Origin of the sequence: Rahnella inusitata, assembly GCF_965118895.1 — a bacterium.
Lineage (GTDB): Bacteria > Pseudomonadota > Gammaproteobacteria > Enterobacterales > Enterobacteriaceae > Rahnella > Rahnella inusitata_A.
In genome coordinates, this window is sequence record NZ_CBCPJJ010000009.1 from 662,676 (window position 1) to 679,193 (window position 16,518).

Annotated in this window: 12 protein-coding genes and 1 pseudogene; 11 read left to right on the forward strand and 2 right to left on the reverse strand. The window is 52.7% G+C overall.

The annotated features are described in order from the left end of the window. Window positions 1–25: 25 nt before the first annotated feature. The 3 genes from ACMHLI_RS11065 to ACMHLI_RS11075 are packed head-to-tail and all read left to right on the forward strand — an operon-like array spanning window position 26 to window position 4,601. A complete protein-coding gene (locus tag ACMHLI_RS11065) occupies window positions 26–2,815 on the forward strand; it encodes a xanthine dehydrogenase family protein molybdopterin-binding subunit (RefSeq protein ID WP_413529491.1) in 2,790 nt (929 codons plus the stop codon). Further along, window positions 2,812–3,360 (forward strand): (2Fe-2S)-binding protein, encoded by a 549-nt coding sequence (locus tag ACMHLI_RS11070; protein ID WP_413529492.1) that lies wholly within the window; start codon window positions 2,812–2,814, stop codon window positions 3,358–3,360. Before ACMHLI_RS11065 ends, ACMHLI_RS11070 begins: the two co-directional genes overlap by 4 nt. Then, entirely contained in the window at window positions 3,360–4,601 is a 1,242-nt protein-coding gene (locus ACMHLI_RS11075; protein ID WP_413529493.1) for a cytochrome c, read from the forward strand. Before ACMHLI_RS11070 ends, ACMHLI_RS11075 begins: the two co-directional genes overlap by 1 nt. 80 nt (window positions 4,602–4,681) lie before the next feature. On the opposite strand, the gene mfd is transcribed toward ACMHLI_RS11075, so the two are convergent. Then, entirely contained in the window at window positions 4,682–8,125 is a 3,444-nt protein-coding gene (gene mfd / locus ACMHLI_RS11080; protein WP_413529494.1) for a transcription-repair coupling factor, read from the reverse strand. A 238-nt stretch (window positions 8,126–8,363) separates the two neighbouring features. Between mfd and lolC the strand changes: the two genes are divergently transcribed. The 8 genes and pseudogenes from lolC (at window position 8,364) to ACMHLI_RS11120 (ending at window position 15,595) form a co-directional block, all read left to right on the forward strand. Continuing rightward, entirely contained in the window at window positions 8,364–9,566 is a 1,203-nt protein-coding gene (gene lolC / locus ACMHLI_RS11085) for a lipoprotein-releasing ABC transporter permease subunit LolC (RefSeq protein ID WP_413529495.1), read from the forward strand. Then, window positions 9,559–10,263 carry a lipoprotein-releasing ABC transporter ATP-binding protein LolD gene (lolD, locus tag ACMHLI_RS11090; protein WP_112167366.1) on the forward strand — a complete coding sequence of 235 codons (705 nt, stop codon included), beginning with the start codon at window positions 9,559–9,561 and terminating at the stop codon, window positions 10,261–10,263. Before lolC ends, lolD begins: the two co-directional genes overlap by 8 nt. Then, complete coding sequence (lolE, locus tag ACMHLI_RS11095; RefSeq protein ID WP_413529496.1) at window positions 10,263–11,513, forward strand: lipoprotein-releasing ABC transporter permease subunit LolE; 1,251 nt, start codon at window positions 10,263–10,265, stop codon at window positions 11,511–11,513. The genes lolD and lolE overlap by 1 nt, the downstream gene beginning before the upstream one ends. A 54-nt stretch (window positions 11,514–11,567) precedes the next feature. After that, window positions 11,568–12,398, forward strand: a complete 831-nt coding sequence (cobB, locus tag ACMHLI_RS11100) for a Sir2 family NAD+-dependent deacetylase (RefSeq protein ID WP_413529497.1) — start codon at window positions 11,568–11,570, stop codon at window positions 12,396–12,398. Window positions 12,399–12,540: 142 nt separating this feature from the next. After that, entirely contained in the window at window positions 12,541–13,767 is a 1,227-nt protein-coding gene (gene pepT, locus ACMHLI_RS11105) for a peptidase T (protein ID WP_413529498.1), read from the forward strand. 237 nt (window positions 13,768–14,004) lie between these two features. Further along, on the forward strand, window positions 14,005–14,652 hold the full coding sequence (locus ACMHLI_RS11110; RefSeq protein ID WP_413529499.1) for a hypothetical protein: 648 nt from the start codon (window positions 14,005–14,007) through the stop codon (window positions 14,650–14,652). A 76-nt stretch (window positions 14,653–14,728) separates the two neighbouring features. Next, window positions 14,729–14,851, forward strand: a pseudogene (locus ACMHLI_RS11115) (peptidase T); the annotation flags it as partial. A 135-nt stretch (window positions 14,852–14,986) separates the two neighbouring features. Beyond that, window positions 14,987–15,595: a hypothetical protein gene (locus ACMHLI_RS11120; RefSeq protein ID WP_413529500.1), complete on the forward strand. Its 609-nt coding sequence runs from the start codon at window positions 14,987–14,989 to the stop codon at window positions 15,593–15,595. A gap of 113 nt (window positions 15,596–15,708) precedes the next feature. Here the strand turns inward: ACMHLI_RS11120 and ACMHLI_RS11125 are convergent, their stop codons facing one another. Then, window positions 15,709–16,410, reverse strand: coding sequence for a hypothetical protein (locus ACMHLI_RS11125; RefSeq protein WP_413529501.1), 702 nt, complete (start codon window positions 16,408–16,410; stop codon window positions 15,709–15,711). Window positions 16,411–16,518: the final 108 nt, after the last annotated feature.

Below are 16,518 nucleotides of genomic sequence, written 5' to 3' on the forward strand. Positions count from 1 at the left end.
AAGACAATAAGAAGCAAGGAAATTTATGAGCAACTTCAACCCGTCCAGGCGGCGCTTTGTGAAAGGCGCTGTAATCGCTGGTGTCTCCGTTTATCTCGCGCCGCTGCACAGCCGTGCTTATGCGGCACTCTTCGAAGAAAAAATCCTGCAATCGCCGCAGTGGGACGCACAAAATAAACGCGTCCGTTTCCGTATTGACGGAAAAGCCAAAGTCATGGGGCAGAAAGTGTTTGCCCGCGATATCCGCGCCAAAGATATGCCGCACTGGCCGCAGAAACAGGCGCACGCCTTTATCCTGCGCGTCACGCAGGCAGACAGAACCTATGCAGGGCTGGATTTATCGCTGCTCGGTGAGGATCTGCAACCCGATCAATTAGTCACCGCCGACGTACTGGCGCGCGACGGTCTGGCATTCCCGGCATTTTACGGCGAAGACATGCTGCTGCCGGAAGGCAAAACTCCGGCCTATCTCGGTCAGGCGGTGGCCATTCTGGTATATCAGGATTTCGCCAAATTTCGCTTTGCGAAAAACGCACTGAAATTCAAAGACGATGTGGTGCGCTACGGTGAGAAAACCGGCCCGCTGGAGCGCGATCCCTGGGGCACTTTCCGCTTTGTGCGCGTCGGGGGAGAAACCGCGTTTGAAGACGATCGTTTCTCCAGCCTGAAAGATATGCCGGTGTTCCCGACTGGTATGCGCAAACATCTGCCGGTCTGGCCGGAAGGGCGTGAAGGCGGCAAGCTTGATGAGCAGGGTATGTTCTACGCCGGTGAAATGGCAGACGAACTGAAATCACCACCGCAGGACTGGCTGGTGATGTCTCGCCGTTTCACCACGCAATCTGTCGATACCTCCGCGCTTGAACCCGACAACGCCAACGGCTGGTATGACGCCGCCACGCAAACGCTGCATATGGTGGTGCCGACGCAGTCACCGCAGGAAGTCGCAGATGAAATGCCGCGCATGATGGCTAAAGCCCATCGCACGGTGAAAACACTGATCATGCATCCTTGCTACACCGTCGGTTACGGGTCGAAAGATCATTATAACTTCCCGTATTACGGCGCGGTGGCAGCGATGTACGGTGACGGTACTCCGGTGCGTCTGGCGAATGACCGCTTCGAGCAGTTCCAGTCCTCCCTCAAGCGCCATGCGTTTGATATGAATTACGACATTGCGGTGAACCGTGAAACCGGGATGTTGCAATCGTTCCATGCGGCGATGACCGCAGACGGCGGCGGACGCAGCAACTTCACACCGTCTGTGGTGATGGTTGGCGCAACCGCTGCGCAGTCGATCTACTATTTCCCGAAAAGTGATTTATCAGCCGTCGGGCTGGCATCCCGTGCGCTGGATGCCGGTTCCGCTCGTGGTTACGGCACGCTGCAAAGCATGGCCGCCACCGAAATGATGATGGATGAACTGGCCGCCGAACTGAAGTTGGATCCGATTGCCTTCCGGATGCGCAACGTATTGAAATCAGGTATGAAAAATACCCAAGGGGCTATTCCGGCCGGAGCGATTCGTGCTGATGAAGTGCTGGGAAAAGCCGCCATCCATCCGTTGTGGACGGAGCGTGAAAAACGTAAAACCGCCTATGAAAGCCAGAATCCGGGTAAACGTTACGGCGTCGGGTTTGGCTGCGTGCAGAAAGATTTCGGTACTGGCGCGGAAACGTCGTTCGCCCGCGTCGAAATCAGTGAAAACGGGCAGATAAGCCTGTGGCACAGCGGTGCGGAAATGGGGACGGGCATGTCCACGTCACAGTCCGTGCTGTGCGCTGAATGGCTGGGCAAACCGGCTGAGCAGGCGCATTTCTCGGTGACCGACTGGTCAGTGCTGCCGGTGGAAACCAGCGGCGATCCGTACATTATGTCGCAGGAAGAACAGGACAAGCTGCAAAAAAATCCGCGCTGGTCGCCGTCATACTGCTCGCCGTCGAGTGCCAGTAACTCGGCCTATTACTTTTCTCACAGCACACGTGAAGCGGCGCGTCTGGTCTTCGATCACGGCCTGTGGCCGGCGGCAATGGCTATCTGGCAAACGGGTATTGGCGGCGGACAGGCTGCGCCCTACATCGTGCGCAAAGAGGATGCCCGCTGGGTAGAAGGCGGCCTGACGGCCAACGGGATGCAAATTCTCAGTCTTGAGACGCTGGCAAAAAAAGCCTACGAGATGCAGGGACTGACCGGCGCGGCGGTTCACGTTTTCAACCGCTGGCAGTGGGCTGAAGCCGATTTCACATTGAACAATGCGCGTCAGCGCGTACCGGTTGACGGCATGTCAGTGCGTAACGGCGCGGGCGAGTACCAGACGCTGGCGCGTGACGCGGTCTATTACCCGCCAACGCAGCGTAATAACGCCTCTGTGACATATTACAGTGCGGTTGGCACGCTGGCTGAAATCGCGGTGGATATCGCCACCGGCAGCGTCGAATTACTCACGCACCATTCGATTATGGAGTGCGGAAATCTGATCGTGCCCGAGCTGGTCTCCGGCCAGTTACAGGGCGGGCTGGCGATGGGGATCGGTCACGCATTGCATGAATATTTGCCGCTGTACGAAGACGGGCCGGGTAATGGCACCTGGAACTTCAACCGTTACCACCTGCCGCGCGCCAGCGATGTGGCGGTCTGGAAACAGACCAGCGAGATCCTGCCTGCGCTGTCGGAAACTGATCCGCCGAAAGGCATGGCCGAAGTGGTGATGATCCCGGTCGTCGCTGCGCTGGTGAACGCCATCGCCCACGCCACCGGCCACCGTTTCCGTGATTTGCCCGTCCGTGCTGAAAATATTCGTGAGGTTTTACAATGAGCATCAAAACACAGCCGTTAGAGCTGACTATCAATAATCAACATTACGGTCCGCTGGAGGTTCCTGAAGGCCTGATGATGATCGACTTCCTGCACGAATACGTTGCGCTGACCGGTTCTCGGCTCGGTTGCGGGCAGGGCATCTGTCACGCTTGCGTGGCAATTGTCGATCACGACAGCGGCACCAGCGAAGAAGTGCGTACCTGCATCACTGGCGCACATTTTTTCAATGGTAAAAAAGTCCGTACCGTCGAAGGTCACGCCAAAACCGATGATAAAGGTGAAGTCCAGCTGTCGCCGGTGCAGCAGGCATTTATGGAGCATTACAGCTTCCAGTGCGGTTACTGCACACCGGGATTTGTGAATGCCGCGACGCTGTTGCTGGAGCGGCTGGAAAAACAGCCGATCGCGCTTGCCGATCTGGAAAGTGCCATCGAAGGTGCGCTGGAGAATCATATCTGCCGCTGTACCGGTTACGTCCGTTATTACGAAGCGGTGCGTGACGTAGTGATGAAAACGCCGGGTCTTATCAGGGAGCACGCGTGATGAAAAAACGTCTTTTCCTCGCGCTGCTGGTGGTGATCGTGATCATTATCGCGGTGCTGTGGTGGCGGGAAAACCGCACGCTGGACGCTCCGGTGCAAAAAGTCACGGCGGACACCGCGCAGACAGAACGGGGCCGTTATCTGGTTCAGGCATCTGACTGCGCCGCGTGCCACACCGCGTCCGGCGGCGCACCGCTGGCGGGAGGCTATCCGCTGGAAACGCCGTTCGGCAAGATTTTCGGCAGCAACCTGACACCGTCTGCCGACGAAGGCATTGGCCGCTGGACGTCGGATGATTTCTATCTGGCGCTGACAAAAGGCGTGGCACCGGGCGGACGCCATTTGTATCCGGCGATGCCCTACACCTCGTATAAAGGTGTGACGCGTAAGGATTCGGACGACATGTATGCGTTTCTGATGACCCGCCCGGCGGTGAATCAACCGGTGCCGGAAAACGAGATGCCATTCCCGTTCAATCAGCGCATGGCAATGATCGGCTGGAACCTGTTGTTCCGCACTGCCGACCCGATGCCCGCCAGCTCGCAGGGTAATTCTGCCGACTGGCAGCGCGGGCAGTATCTGACGGACGTCCTCGGCCACTGCGGCGAATGTCATACGCCGCGCGGTAAGCTGGGGCAGATGGATACCGATAACAACCTGAAAGGCGGAACGCTTGGTCGCATCACCGCGCCGGACATTTCCCCGCAGGCGTTGGCTCAGCGCGGCTGGAACCCTGCCGATCTCAGCCGTTTCCTCGCAACCGGCATCGCGCCGCAGGGATCGGCGTTTGATGAAATGCATAAAGTTATCGATCTCAGCACCCGTCATCTGACCGACGACGATCACCGTGCCATCGTCACCTATCTGCTGGGGGATAAACCGCCAGTTGCAGTACCGGTGAAAATCGGGCAGGGCGGCAATGATGCGGGGCGGATCACTTACCTGGATCAATGTTCTGGCTGCCATATGGCCGATGGCTCCGGTAAACCGCACGTCGCCGTAGCGATGCAAAATAACGCCACGCTGCGCCAGCCCGATGGCCGTAATCTCATCGTCTCAGTGCTCGATGGTTTACCGGCGCAGGCATTTCCCAATGGAGAAAGCATGCAGTCCATGCCGGGTTTTGCGGATCGTTTGAACGACGCGCAGATCGCCGAAATGGTCAACTATCTGCGTGTCACCTTCGGCGGCCTGCCGGGGGATATCACACCTGAACAGGTGAAGGCGCTGCGGAAAAAATAAAGTTGCGTGAATGCGTGACGTAAAAAAACCCGGTGAAGGATGTATTCACCGGGTTTTTTGTTTTTTTAGCGCTTACAACCTCAGATCAAATGCCCGGCAAAATCTGCCAGCATGTCGCTGACAAACTTCAGGCGTTTTGGCCGATCGGTCAGATCCAGCATAAACTTCAGCTTGGTTGGGCCATCGAGGCGGTAAACCTGCGGCTGTTTTTGCAGCAAACCAATCAGATGACCCGGATCAACGCGGTTTTTATCACCGAACTCGATAAAGCCGCCGCGCTCATTACCTTCAATGCGTTTGATGCCCAGTTCTTTCGCCTTGAGTCGCAGCACGGCTATCTGAATCAGATTGCGCGCACCGTCCGGTAACGATCCGAAACGGTCGATCAGCTCCACGCGCAGCTCGTCCAGCTCATTTTCGCTTTTCGCACTGGCGATGCGTTTATACAGCGACAGGCGCGTGTTGACGTCAGGAATGAATTCTTCCGGCAGCAGGGCGGGCATACGCATTTCGACTTCGGTCTGACTGGTGGTCAGATCCTCCAGCGACGGTTCACGACCTTCTTTCAGCGCTTCGACGGCATTTTCCAGAAGTTCCATATACAGCGTGAAGCCAATGCTGGTCATTTGTCCGCTCTGGCCTTCGCCCAGCAGCTCGCCTGCGCCACGAATTTCAAGGTCGTGTGTTGCCAGCGCAAATCCAGCCCCCAGATCTTCGAGCGAAGCGATAGCTTCGAGGCGTTTATGCGCATCTACGGACATGGCTTTCGGCGGTGGCGTAAGCAGATAAGCATAGGCCTGATGATGCGAACGCCCGACGCGGCCGCGCAACTGGTGCAACTGCGCCAGACCAAAGTGATCGGCGCGCTCAATGATAATGGTGTTGGCCGTCGGAATGTCGATCCCGGTTTCAATGATCGTGGTACACACCAGCACGTTGAAGCGCTGGTGGTGGAAATCATTCATCACCCGTTCGAGATCGCGTTCGCGCATCTGCCCGTGGCCGATGGCAATACGCGCTTCCGGCACCAGTTCTGCCAGGCGCTGCGTGGCTTTCTCGATGTTTTCGACATCGTTGAATAAGTAATAAACCTGCCCGCCGCGCAGAATTTCACGCAGGATTGCTTCGCGTACCACCAGGCTGTCGTACTCGCGGACAAAGGTTTTGACCGCCATGCGGCGGGCGGGCGGCGTGGCGATAATTGACAGATCGCGCATGCCGCTCATCGCCATATTCAGCGTACGCGGGATCGGCGTGGCGGTCAGCGTCAGAATATCCACGTCAGCGCGCATCGCTTTAATACGCTCTTTATGACGCACACCGAAACGGTGTTCTTCATCGACTATCAGCAGGCCGAGATCTTTCCAGCGCAGGTCACTTTGCAGCAGTTTATGTGTGCCGATAATAATATCGACTTTACCCTCGACCGCTTCCTCGATGACCGCCTGTTGCTCTTTCGCGCTGCGAAAACGCGACATCATTTCGATGCGCACCGGCCAGCTGGCAAAGCGGTCGCGGAAGTTGTCGAAATGCTGCTGTGCCAGCAAAGTTGTTGGCACCAGAACCGCCACCTGTTTGTTGTTGGCGACGGCGAGAAATGCAGCGCGCATCGCCACTTCGGTTTTACCAAAGCCAACGTCTCCACAGACCAGCCGGTCCATCGCCAGCGGCTGGGTCATGTCAGTCAGCACCGCATTGATGGCCTGCGCCTGATCCGGCGTGGTTTCAAACGGGAAAGCCTGACAGAACAGCTGGTATTGCTCTTTGTCATGCTTAAACGCAAAACCGGTTTTGGCTTCGCGCTGGGCATAAATATCCAGCAGCTCGGCAGCCACGTCGCGGACTTTCTCGGCGGCTTTCTGACGGGCTTTCGACCACGCCTCACCGCCGAGTTTGTGCAGCGGTGCGCTGTCATCGGCACCGCCGGCGTAGCGGCTGATAAGATGCAGTGATGATACCGGCACATAAAGTTTGTCTTCACCGGCGTAGGTGAGGATCAGGTACTCGGCTTTAATACCCCCGGTCTCGAGCGTGGTCAGCCCCAGATAGCGGCCAACACCGTGTTCGACGTGAACCACCGGCTGGCCGGGGCGCAGCTCAGCGAGGTTACGGATCAGCGTGTCGGTATTGATGGTGCGGCGACTGTCCTGACGGCGACGCGCCACTCGCTCACCCAGCAGATCGCTTTCGCAAATCAGAGCCAGCTGTTTATCGGCATCAAGGAATCCGCGCTCACAGGCGCCGATCATGATGTAACGTCCGGCAAATTCTGCCTCTTCGATGCGGGTGATGAGCGTCGGCATCAGCTTGATGCGCGCCAATAAATCCTGCAACGTTTCGCGACGGCCTTCACTTTCTACCGAGAACACCAGACTGCCGGCAAAGGATTCGTTAAAGCGGCGCAGGTTATCCATTGGCGCTTTGTTTTGCGGCTGCACGGAAAGATCCGGCAAAGTTTCGTAGCTGAGATTGGTGTTTGCAGCTTTCTTCGGCAGCGAGTCGGTGCGCAGCTGAACGCGTGGCCAGGCTTTTAGCTCAGCGAACAGCGTATCAACCCGCAGCCACAGATTTTCCGGCTCGAGCAGCGGACGCATCGGATCCACACGGCGGCTTTCGTAGCGCTGAGTGGCATCCTGCCAGAAACGCTCGGCGGCGGTTTCCAGATCGCCGGTGTTGAGCACCAGCGTATTTTCCGGCAGATAGCTGAACAGCGTGGTCAGCGGCTGACTGAAAAACAGTGGCTGCCAGTATTCGATCCCGGCCGGGAACGTCCCTTTACTCACCTGCTGATAAACGTGTTCAGCGTCGCGGCGAACTTCAAACTTCTCACGCCACTGGCTGCGGAAAAGTTCGATGGCATTTTTGTCGGTCGGGAATTCGTGTGCGGGCAGCAAATTGATGTGATCGACTTCGCTCAGTGTACGCTGCGTATCGACGTCAAAGGTGCGCAGGCTGTCGATTTCATCGTCGAAGAAATCTATACGGAAAGGCTCATCACTGCCCATCGGATACAGGTCGAGCAGGGCGCCACGGGTGGCAAACTCGCCGTGTTCCATAACCTGATCGACGCTGCGGTAACCGGCCTGCTCCAACTGAGCACGCAGTTTGTCGCGTGACAGTTGCTGGCCTTTTTTCATCACCAGCGCGTGGCCGTGCAAAAACTCGTGCGGGCAGACACGTTGCATCAACGTATTCACCGGCAGAATAATGATGCCGCGTTCCAGGGTGGGAAGTTGATAAAGGCTGGAAAGACGGGAAGAAATGATTTCCTGATGCGGCGAAAAACTGTCGTATGGCAGTGTTTCCCAGTCCGAAATGCTCAGCACTTTGTGATCGGTAAATTGCTGAATTTCATCGCGTAAACGCAGGGCGTTTTGCATATCCGGTGCTATCAGCATGACGGGACCTGCGTGACGCTCACTGATTTGTGCACATTCGAGTGCACAGGCGGAGCCGGTAAGCTGCCCTAAAAGACGGGTGTCGCCGGGGCGTTCAGGCAATGAATAACGATAATCTTGAGACATAGGCTGTTTTGCGTTCTCGTTTGGCGGCAGCAGGTGGCCAATTAGCAGACCGTATCTTGCGATGCGCAGACAATCGGGGTCAACCCGGCTTTGCAATAAAAAAGGACAAAAGAGCCCCGGGGTTAAACCGATTACTTTGGGTTAATGGTTCCATAAAGCGGTGCTAGCCTTTATTATCCTTGATCACTTTAGTCTGCGCCATGCACTTATTTGCGGCCAAGCACTTAAAACGGAAGTCATGTATCAACCTGTCGCGTTATTCATAGGCCTGCGCTACATGCGCGGGCGTGGTTCGGACCGCTTTGGGCGGTTTGTCTCCTGGTTATCCACCATTGGTATCACCCTCGGGGTGATGGCGCTGGTTACTGTGCTGTCGGTCATGAACGGCTTTGAGAAGGATCTGGAAGGTAACATTCTGGGTCTGATGCCTCAGGCGTTAATCACCACACCGGCCGGATCGCTGGACCCTCAAAAAATTACTCACGAGCAAATCACCGCGCTGAAAAGCGTGAACCGCGCCGTGCCGGTGACCACCGGTGACGTGGTGCTGCAAAGCCCTGGCAGCGTGGCGGTAGGTGTGATGCTCGGCGTTGATCCCGCAGACCACGATCCACTGGCGAAATACATGATTGGCGTGGCCCAACAAGAACTGCAACCGGGCAAATATAACGTCATTCTTGGCGATCAGCTGGCACAACAGCTGAAGGTGCGCCGTGGCGATCAGCTGCGTCTGATGGTCACCAGCGTCAGCCAGTTCACGCCTGTAGGACGTGTACCGAGCCAGCGTCTGTTTAACGTGATCGGCACTTTTTCAGCCAACAGCGAAGTCGATGGTTACCAGATGCTGGTGAATATTCAGGATGCGTCACGTCTGATGCTCTATCCGAAAGGCAACGTGACCGGCTGGCGTCTGTTCCTCGACCAACCGCTGGACGTCGACAGCCTGAGCGCGCAAAAGCTGCCGGAAGGTACCAGCTGGAAAGACTGGCGCGAGCGTCGCGGCGAGCTGTTCCAGGCGGTGCGTATGGAGAAAAATATGATGGGGCTGCTGCTGAGTCTGATTGTCGCAGTAGCCGCGTTTAACATTATTACGTCGCTGGGTCTGCTGGTGATGGAGAAACAGGGCGAAGTCGCCATCCTGCAAACCCAGGGACTTAGCCGCCGTCAGATTATGGCGGTGTTTATGGTGCAGGGTGCGAGCGCAGGCGTCATCGGCGCGTTACTCGGTGCCGTACTCGGCGTAGTGCTCGCCACTCAACTTAATACTATTATGCCGGCTATCGGGCTGATGCTTGATGGCGCGTCGCTGCCGGTCGATATTGAACCGGTTCAGGTAGTGGTTATCGCGCTGGTCGCGATGGTCATTGCCTTATTATCAACACTGTATCCTTCCTGGCGCGCTGCTGCCACCCACCCCGCAGAGGCTTTACGTTATGAGTAATTCGTTATTATTGCAGTGTGACAACCTCTGTAAGACTTATCAGGAAGGGAAGATGCACACCGACGTGTTGCGGGATGTGACTTTCGACATGCAGCCGGGTGAGATGATGGCGATCGTCGGGACGTCAGGTTCCGGTAAAAGTACGTTGCTGCATTTGCTGGGAGGTCTGGATTCTCCGACCTCTGGCGAAGTTATTTTTAAAGGTCAGTCGCTGAACGCGATGTCTTCTTCTGCGAAATCAGAACTGCGCAACCGTGAGCTGGGCTTCATCTATCAGTTCCACCACCTGCTGCCTGATTTTACCGCGCTGGAAAACGTCGCGATGCCACTGCTGATCGGTAAAAAGAAATCTGCCGAAGTACAGGAGCGCGCGCTGGCGATGCTCGAAGCGGTAGGTCTGCAACACCGCAGTAATCACCGTCCTTCCGAGCTTTCGGGTGGTGAGCGCCAGCGTGTGGCGATTGCGCGCGCACTGGTCAATAATCCTTCGCTGGTACTGGCGGATGAACCAACCGGTAACCTGGATCAGCGTAATGCCGACAGCATTTTTGAATTGCTCGGCGAACTGAATGTGCGTCAGGGCACGGCATTTCTGGTGGTGACACATGACCTCAAACTGGCAAGCCGCCTGACCCGTCAGCTGGAAATGCGTGACGGCAGATTGCAGCCGGACTCGATGTTGCTGGGAGCGAAGTAATGTCAGGCATTCCTTTCTCTTTATTGATCGGCCTGCGGTTCAGCCGTGGCCGCCGTCGCAGCGGCATGGTGTCACTGATTTCGGTGATCTCAACGCTGGGCATTGCGCTCGGCGTGGCGGTACTGATCGTCGGCCTGAGCGCCATGAACGGCTTCGAGCGAGAACTGAAAGACCGCGTGCTGGCGGTGGTGCCTCACGGTGAAATTCGCCCGGTAAATCAGCCGTTCAACGACTGGCAGGGTGTGTTGGATCGCGTCGAAAAAGTGCCAGGTATTGTGGCCGCTGCGCCTTACATCCAATTCAACGGCCTGATTGAGCACGGCGCGAAACTGCGTGCCATCCAGCTTAAAGGTGTGGATCCGCAGAGCGAGCCCCGCGTCAGCGCCGCACCGAAGTTTGTGCAGAATAACGCATGGCAGAATTTTAAGGCCGGTGAGCAACAGTTGATCCTCGGCAAAGGCGTAGCGGACGCCGTTGGTGTGAAGCAGGGCGACTGGGTGACGGTGATGATCCCCAACAGCGACCCGGAAATGAAATTGCTACAGCCGAAGCGGATCCGTCTGCAGGTTACCGGTATTTTACAGCTCAGCGGTCAGCTTGATCACAGTCTTGGCATGGTACCGCTGGCGGATGCGCAGCAGTATCAGGATATGGGTAAGAGCGTCACCGGTATCGACATCAAAGTGAACGATGTATTTGCCGCGCAGAAACTGGTGCACGATGCCGGTGAAGTGACGCAGGCTTATGTCTATATCAGCAGCTGGATTGGCACTTACGGCTATATGTACCGCGATATTCAGATGGTACGCGCGATTATGTATATGGCGATGGTGCTGGTGATCGGCGTCGCCTGTTTCAACATCGTGTCGACGCTGGTCATGGCCGTGAAAGATAAAAGCAGCGATATTGCGATTCTGCGCACACTGGGCGCGAAAGACGGGCTTATCCGCGCGGTCTTCATCTGGTACGGTTTACTGGCGGGGCTGGTCGGCAGCGTAACCGGAGTGGTCATCGGTGTAATTGCTGCTTTCCAGCTGACCAACATCATTAACGGATTGCAAAAGCTGACCGGGCATCAGTTCCTGTCGGGTGACATTTATTTCATCGACTTCCTGCCATCTGAAGTTCACTGGATTGACGTTGCGGGCGTATTATTCACCGCACTGGTGCTGAGCTTGCTGGCAAGCTGGTATCCGGCGCGTCGTGCAAGCCGCATCGATCCGGCCCGGGTTCTCAGTGGCGGTCAGTAATCAAATCTTCAACAACAGTATTTATATTCAGACACAGAGAGTAAGGAGCACGTCATGCGCACACGTCATCGTCTGTGTCGGTTTCGCAAAAATAAACGTATTCGCCACCAGCGGTTCCGGTCGAACATTTTCCACCGTGATTCTATGGCCGCCGCGTCCTTGAAGAAACCGTTTGTGGTGGTACTGACCGGCGCGGGGATTTCCGCAGAATCAGGTATCCGTACTTTCCGGGCCGCCGATGGCCTGTGGGAAGAGCACCGCGTGGAAGATGTGGCGACCCCGGAAGGGTATCGCCGCGATCCCGAGCTGGTGCAGCGTTTTTACAACGAACGACGCCGCCAGCTGCTACAGGACGATCTCAAACCGAATGCAGCGCATTACGCGCTGGCGACGCTGGAGGAGGCACTCGGAGATAACTTCCTGCTGGTCACGCAGAATATCGACAATTTGCATGAACGCGCGGGCAGTTCGCGTGTGCTGCATATGCACGGCGAATTGCTGAAAGTACGCTGCACCCAGTCCGGGCAGATTCTCGACTGGCCGGGCGATCTGAGCGTTGACGATCGTTGTCACTGCTGCCAGTTCCCGGCACCGCTGCGCCCGCACATTGTCTGGTTTGGCGAAATGCCGCTGGGTATGGATAACATCTACGATGCGCTGGCAAAAGCAGATTTCTTCGTGGCGATTGGCACGTCCGGGCATGTTTATCCGGCTGCCGGATTTGTTCACGAGGCGCGCATCGGCGGAGCCTGTGCTGTTGAGCTGAACCTCGAGCCAAGCCAGGTGGAAAGTGAGTTCGATATGAAACACTACGGGCTGGCAAGCGAAGTCGTCCCTGAGTTTGTGCATAAGTTCCTGACTAAAAAAGACGAAGCCTGGTCGTAACCGGGCTTTTTTAGCCATACATCCCAAAAATTGCGCCCGATCCTAAGAGTTCTTTGCGTAAACTTGGTGAAAAATGACCTGACGCAATATTCACGGTATTCATGCTGCGCATAATAAAACCCAGCCGCCAGAGGATACCCAAATGGATAAGTTGCTTGACCGTTTTCTTCACTACGTTTCTTTCGATACCCAATCTAAGCCCAATGTTAAACATACGCCCAGCACTGACGGACAGCTCAGGCTGGCGCAGGCACTGCGTAACGAACTGATTGAGCTGGGTTTTTCACAGGTAACTCTCAGTGACAAAGGCTGCGTAATGGCGACGTTACCAGGCAACGTTGCCTGGAAAGTGCCGGTCATTGGCTTTATTTCTCACCTTGATACTGCCCCTGATTTCACTGCAAAACATGTCAATCCGCAGATTGTTGAGAACTACCGTGGCGGCGATATTGCGCTGGGCAACGGTGACGAAGTGCTCTCGCCGGTGATGTTCCCGGTTCTGCATCAGTTGCTTGGTCATACACTGATCACCACCGACGGTAAAACGTTGCTCGGTTCGGACGACAAGTCGGGTATCGCAGAGATCATCACCGCTATGGTGCGGCTGAAAGACAGTAATGTGCCGCACGGTTCGATCCGCATCGCGTTTACGCCGGATGAAGAAATCGGTAAAGGTGCGCAGAGTTTTGATATTCCCGCTTTTGGCGCTGAATGGGCGTACACCGTGGACGGCGGGGGCGTAGGAGAGCTGGAGTTTGAGAACTTCAATGCGGCGTCAGCGACCATTAAAATCGTCGGTAACAACGTGCATCCTGGCAGTGCGAAAGGGGTGATGGTCAACGCATTGTCACTTGCGACCCGTTTCCATAGTGAATTACCCGCTGACGAGACGCCCGAGCATACAGACGGTTATCAGGGGTTCTACCACCTGACAACCATCAAAGGCAACGTCGAGCGAGCGGAGATGCATTACATTATTCGTGATTTCGAGAAAGTGCAGTTCGAAGCCCGCAAGCAAAAGATTATTGATATCGCACATCTGGTCGGTAAAGGTCTGCATCGTGACTGCTATATCGAAGTGACGCTGGACGATCACTATTACAACATGCGTGACAAAGTGGCTCAGCACCCGCACATTATCGCGCTGGCGCAGCAGGCGATGAAGGACTGCGATATTGAGCCTGTTATGAAGCCTATTCGCGGCGGCACCGATGGGGCGCAGCTTTCATTCCGCGGCTTGCCTTGTCCAAACATTTTCACCGGCGGCTATAACTTCCACGGCAAACACGAATTTGTGACGCTCGAAGGGATGGAGAAAGCAGTTTCTGTGATTATGCGCATAGCAGAGCTGACGGCTAAAAAGCTGTAAATAAAACACATTTAATACCCTCAAAAAAACCAGATAATATTCAATGTATTATCTGGTTTTTTATATATCAGATAAAAATAACTATTAATGATATGATGAAATAAGTATTATAATAAATGAGTGGGGTTTTTAATATAAATATTTTATATTTTAGTCACCAGGTATTTTTTATATTTATTATTCAAATTAATTATATTAAATAACTTAATGTTTTTCTTGAGATTAAAAGGAGGTTTTATGTTCAAGGATTTTACAAGTCTTAAGGGATTTGTCACAACACAATCCCAGAGCCGTATGTTTTCTTCTGAAATAAATGCATGGGTATTTGTTTGGTATCCTGAAGGTGATCATTTGGGGCATGTGGCAATGATGATTGGTGATCTTCGTAGGGAAAGTACCTATGTTAGTTGGTGGCCTGGTAAGCATAGAGGTGATTTTTCAAGTTTCTACAGGAAAAGTCCTGCAGCTAGAAAAATGATATTCAATCCGTTTACTCATCAGCATGAATTTACTACCAGCAATTACGAGAGCGATTGTAAGTCTGAAGAAAGTGCTCCTCATGTAGTTTATGGTTTACGTGGGTTGGATGTAAGGGAGATGGAGACAGCCTGGCGGAATATCGTCTCTAAAGGCGGAGCATCATTTTCTCCTCTTTCAAAGAATTGTGCGGATATAGTCTCGCGGATGCTAAAGGCTGGGCTGAAACAATCACAATTTCGACACAAAGTTTTCGGCATCTTTGATGGCAACCAATTCATTTGGACTCCGAAAAGAATTGCAGTAATTTGCAATATTTTAAGGGATAATAATTACGCCTTAAAAATAAAAATTCCAGGAAGAGAAAGCAAAAAAACATTTATAAAAACGTTAGTAAGAATCAGATAGTCATAGTTGAAATGTAATTGTACTTCGCACTTTATTCTTGCAGATGCCCGGACTAGTTCCAGGTAATCTCGCCGTCAACAACGTGCATCCGAAAGGTTGATGGTCAACGCTTTGTCACTGGCTACCCGTTTCCATAGCGAATTAACGGCTGATGAAACGCCTGAAAATACCTGCGGTTCATCAGGGGTTCTACCACCTGACAACCTCATTTATTTTATGAATGTTCAATTATTATTCTCATGAATATATTTCAAGTGCTCTATGGATTTATGACATTATATTTATTCCTCAAGAAGTGTAATAATTTTTATACCAAAATTATGGAGTGAATATTTTGTCAAACCTGGAAAAAATAGACGGGCTCAGAGAGTTTGTAAAGCGCATGACGACTGTGGACGATTTTAATGTGAGAATCAATGCCTGGGTATTTATCTGGTATCCAACCGCGGATAATGTGGGGCATGCATCAATGTTCATCGGTAAAATTGTTCATGAAGGTGCTTATGTGAGTTGGTGGCCTCAGTTTGAAGATAACAAAATTTTATTCAGGCGTTACCCGGCTGCAATCTCTGAAGGTTATGAAAGCGACTGCGAGAAAGAGGGAAGTGAGCCAGATGTAATTTATGGTATTAAATCTCTGAATGAATTATCGATGACACAAGCGTGGTATGATATCTGTCATTCGAAAGAAACACCCTCATTTCGAACATTATCTAAGAACTGTGCAAATATCTTGAGCAGGGTGTTGAAAGCGGGTTTAGTTAATTCACCGCTGAGACATAGATTATTCGGATTGATGGATGGCGATTTTTATATTCCCACGCCAAAACGTATCGCGGTCGTGTGTAATACTCTGCGTGATAATAATATGGCGGTGAAAATAAGACTCTCACCAAAAAAGAGAAATTTAAATCCGTTCAAGATAGCGCTTCGGTTGCGTTAATTACTGCAGTTATCCGTGATCTTCGGATAACTGAGTATTATCTTATAAATAAGACATATGGATAAGTGTAGAATGCTTCTTGACCAGTCATATTATTTAGTATTTATGACCGACTACATTAAACCTTCACCACATACATGAAGTCTGCAATGATCGACACCATGTCCCAGCGAACCTACCTTACATACACCTCCCAAATTAAAGGCACGAAAAGAAAGTTGTAAAGAAAAATTACTTTTTTCGGAATCAGCTATAACGTACTTTTCTCCATGTAGCACGACATTTCGTACCTTGGACTGACATATTACTTTAATAATGCCTGCACTAGAAATATGAAAATCAACTTCACTAGTACGACTATCTAATGACACCAGTCTTATTGGCCATCGTTGCCCTGTGAGCGTTATCCACGGGTCGGCAACAATAAAGAAGTCGGCAAATATACCCTGATGTAAAAACGAAGAAAGTGTACCAATATTTTCTTGTATCCAGTGGTTTTGAGGTTCCATGATGTGATTGGAATAATTTATTACAGATTGTTCTTCAGATCCGCGAGCAGTTATTAGATTGCCGTTTATGTAGTAATTCAAACGTGGCAAGTCGGCAAACATACTTGGACTCATCACTGAACGACTGAACTGTAAAATATGTTTAGAGATCTGATTGTTAATAGCACTCATTAATCTGGCTTTCATACCAGGTGAAATATCAAAATCAAACCTATACTCAGATGTATAGTCATCTGGAATGTATGGGGGTTGTGGGTTTGATGGTGGAGTGTTATGACTGCGTGAAAATATGTTACCGAATTTCATTTTTATCTCTCTTACTAAAAAAGTGGCGTAAGAGTAGGTGAAATTATTTCAGGCGTCTAATGTCGTTTTTTTATACATGGTTACCTATAAATCTGCATGAAAAATATT

Coding starts and splice junctions, on each gene's coding strand:
- ACMHLI_RS11065 (WP_413529491.1), top strand. CDS start 26: ATGAGCAACTTCAACCCGTCCAGGCGGCGCTTTGTGAAAGGCGCTGTA.
- ACMHLI_RS11070 (WP_413529492.1), top strand. CDS start 2,812: ATGAGCATCAAAACACAGCCGTTAGAGCTGACTATCAATAATCAACAT.
- ACMHLI_RS11075 (WP_413529493.1), top strand. CDS start 3,360: ATGAAAAAACGTCTTTTCCTCGCGCTGCTGGTGGTGATCGTGATCATT.
- mfd (WP_413529494.1), bottom strand. CDS start 8,125: ATGTCTCAAGATTATCGTTATTCATTGCCTGAACGCCCCGGCGACACC.
- lolC (WP_413529495.1), top strand. CDS start 8,364: ATGTATCAACCTGTCGCGTTATTCATAGGCCTGCGCTACATGCGCGGG.
- lolD (WP_112167366.1), top strand. CDS start 9,559: ATGAGTAATTCGTTATTATTGCAGTGTGACAACCTCTGTAAGACTTAT.
- lolE (WP_413529496.1), top strand. CDS start 10,263: ATGTCAGGCATTCCTTTCTCTTTATTGATCGGCCTGCGGTTCAGCCGT.
- cobB (WP_413529497.1), top strand. CDS start 11,568: ATGCGCACACGTCATCGTCTGTGTCGGTTTCGCAAAAATAAACGTATT.
- pepT (WP_413529498.1), top strand. CDS start 12,541: ATGGATAAGTTGCTTGACCGTTTTCTTCACTACGTTTCTTTCGATACC.
- ACMHLI_RS11110 (WP_413529499.1), top strand. CDS start 14,005: ATGTTCAAGGATTTTACAAGTCTTAAGGGATTTGTCACAACACAATCC.
- ACMHLI_RS11125 (WP_413529501.1), bottom strand. CDS start 16,410: ATGAAATTCGGTAACATATTTTCACGCAGTCATAACACTCCACCATCA.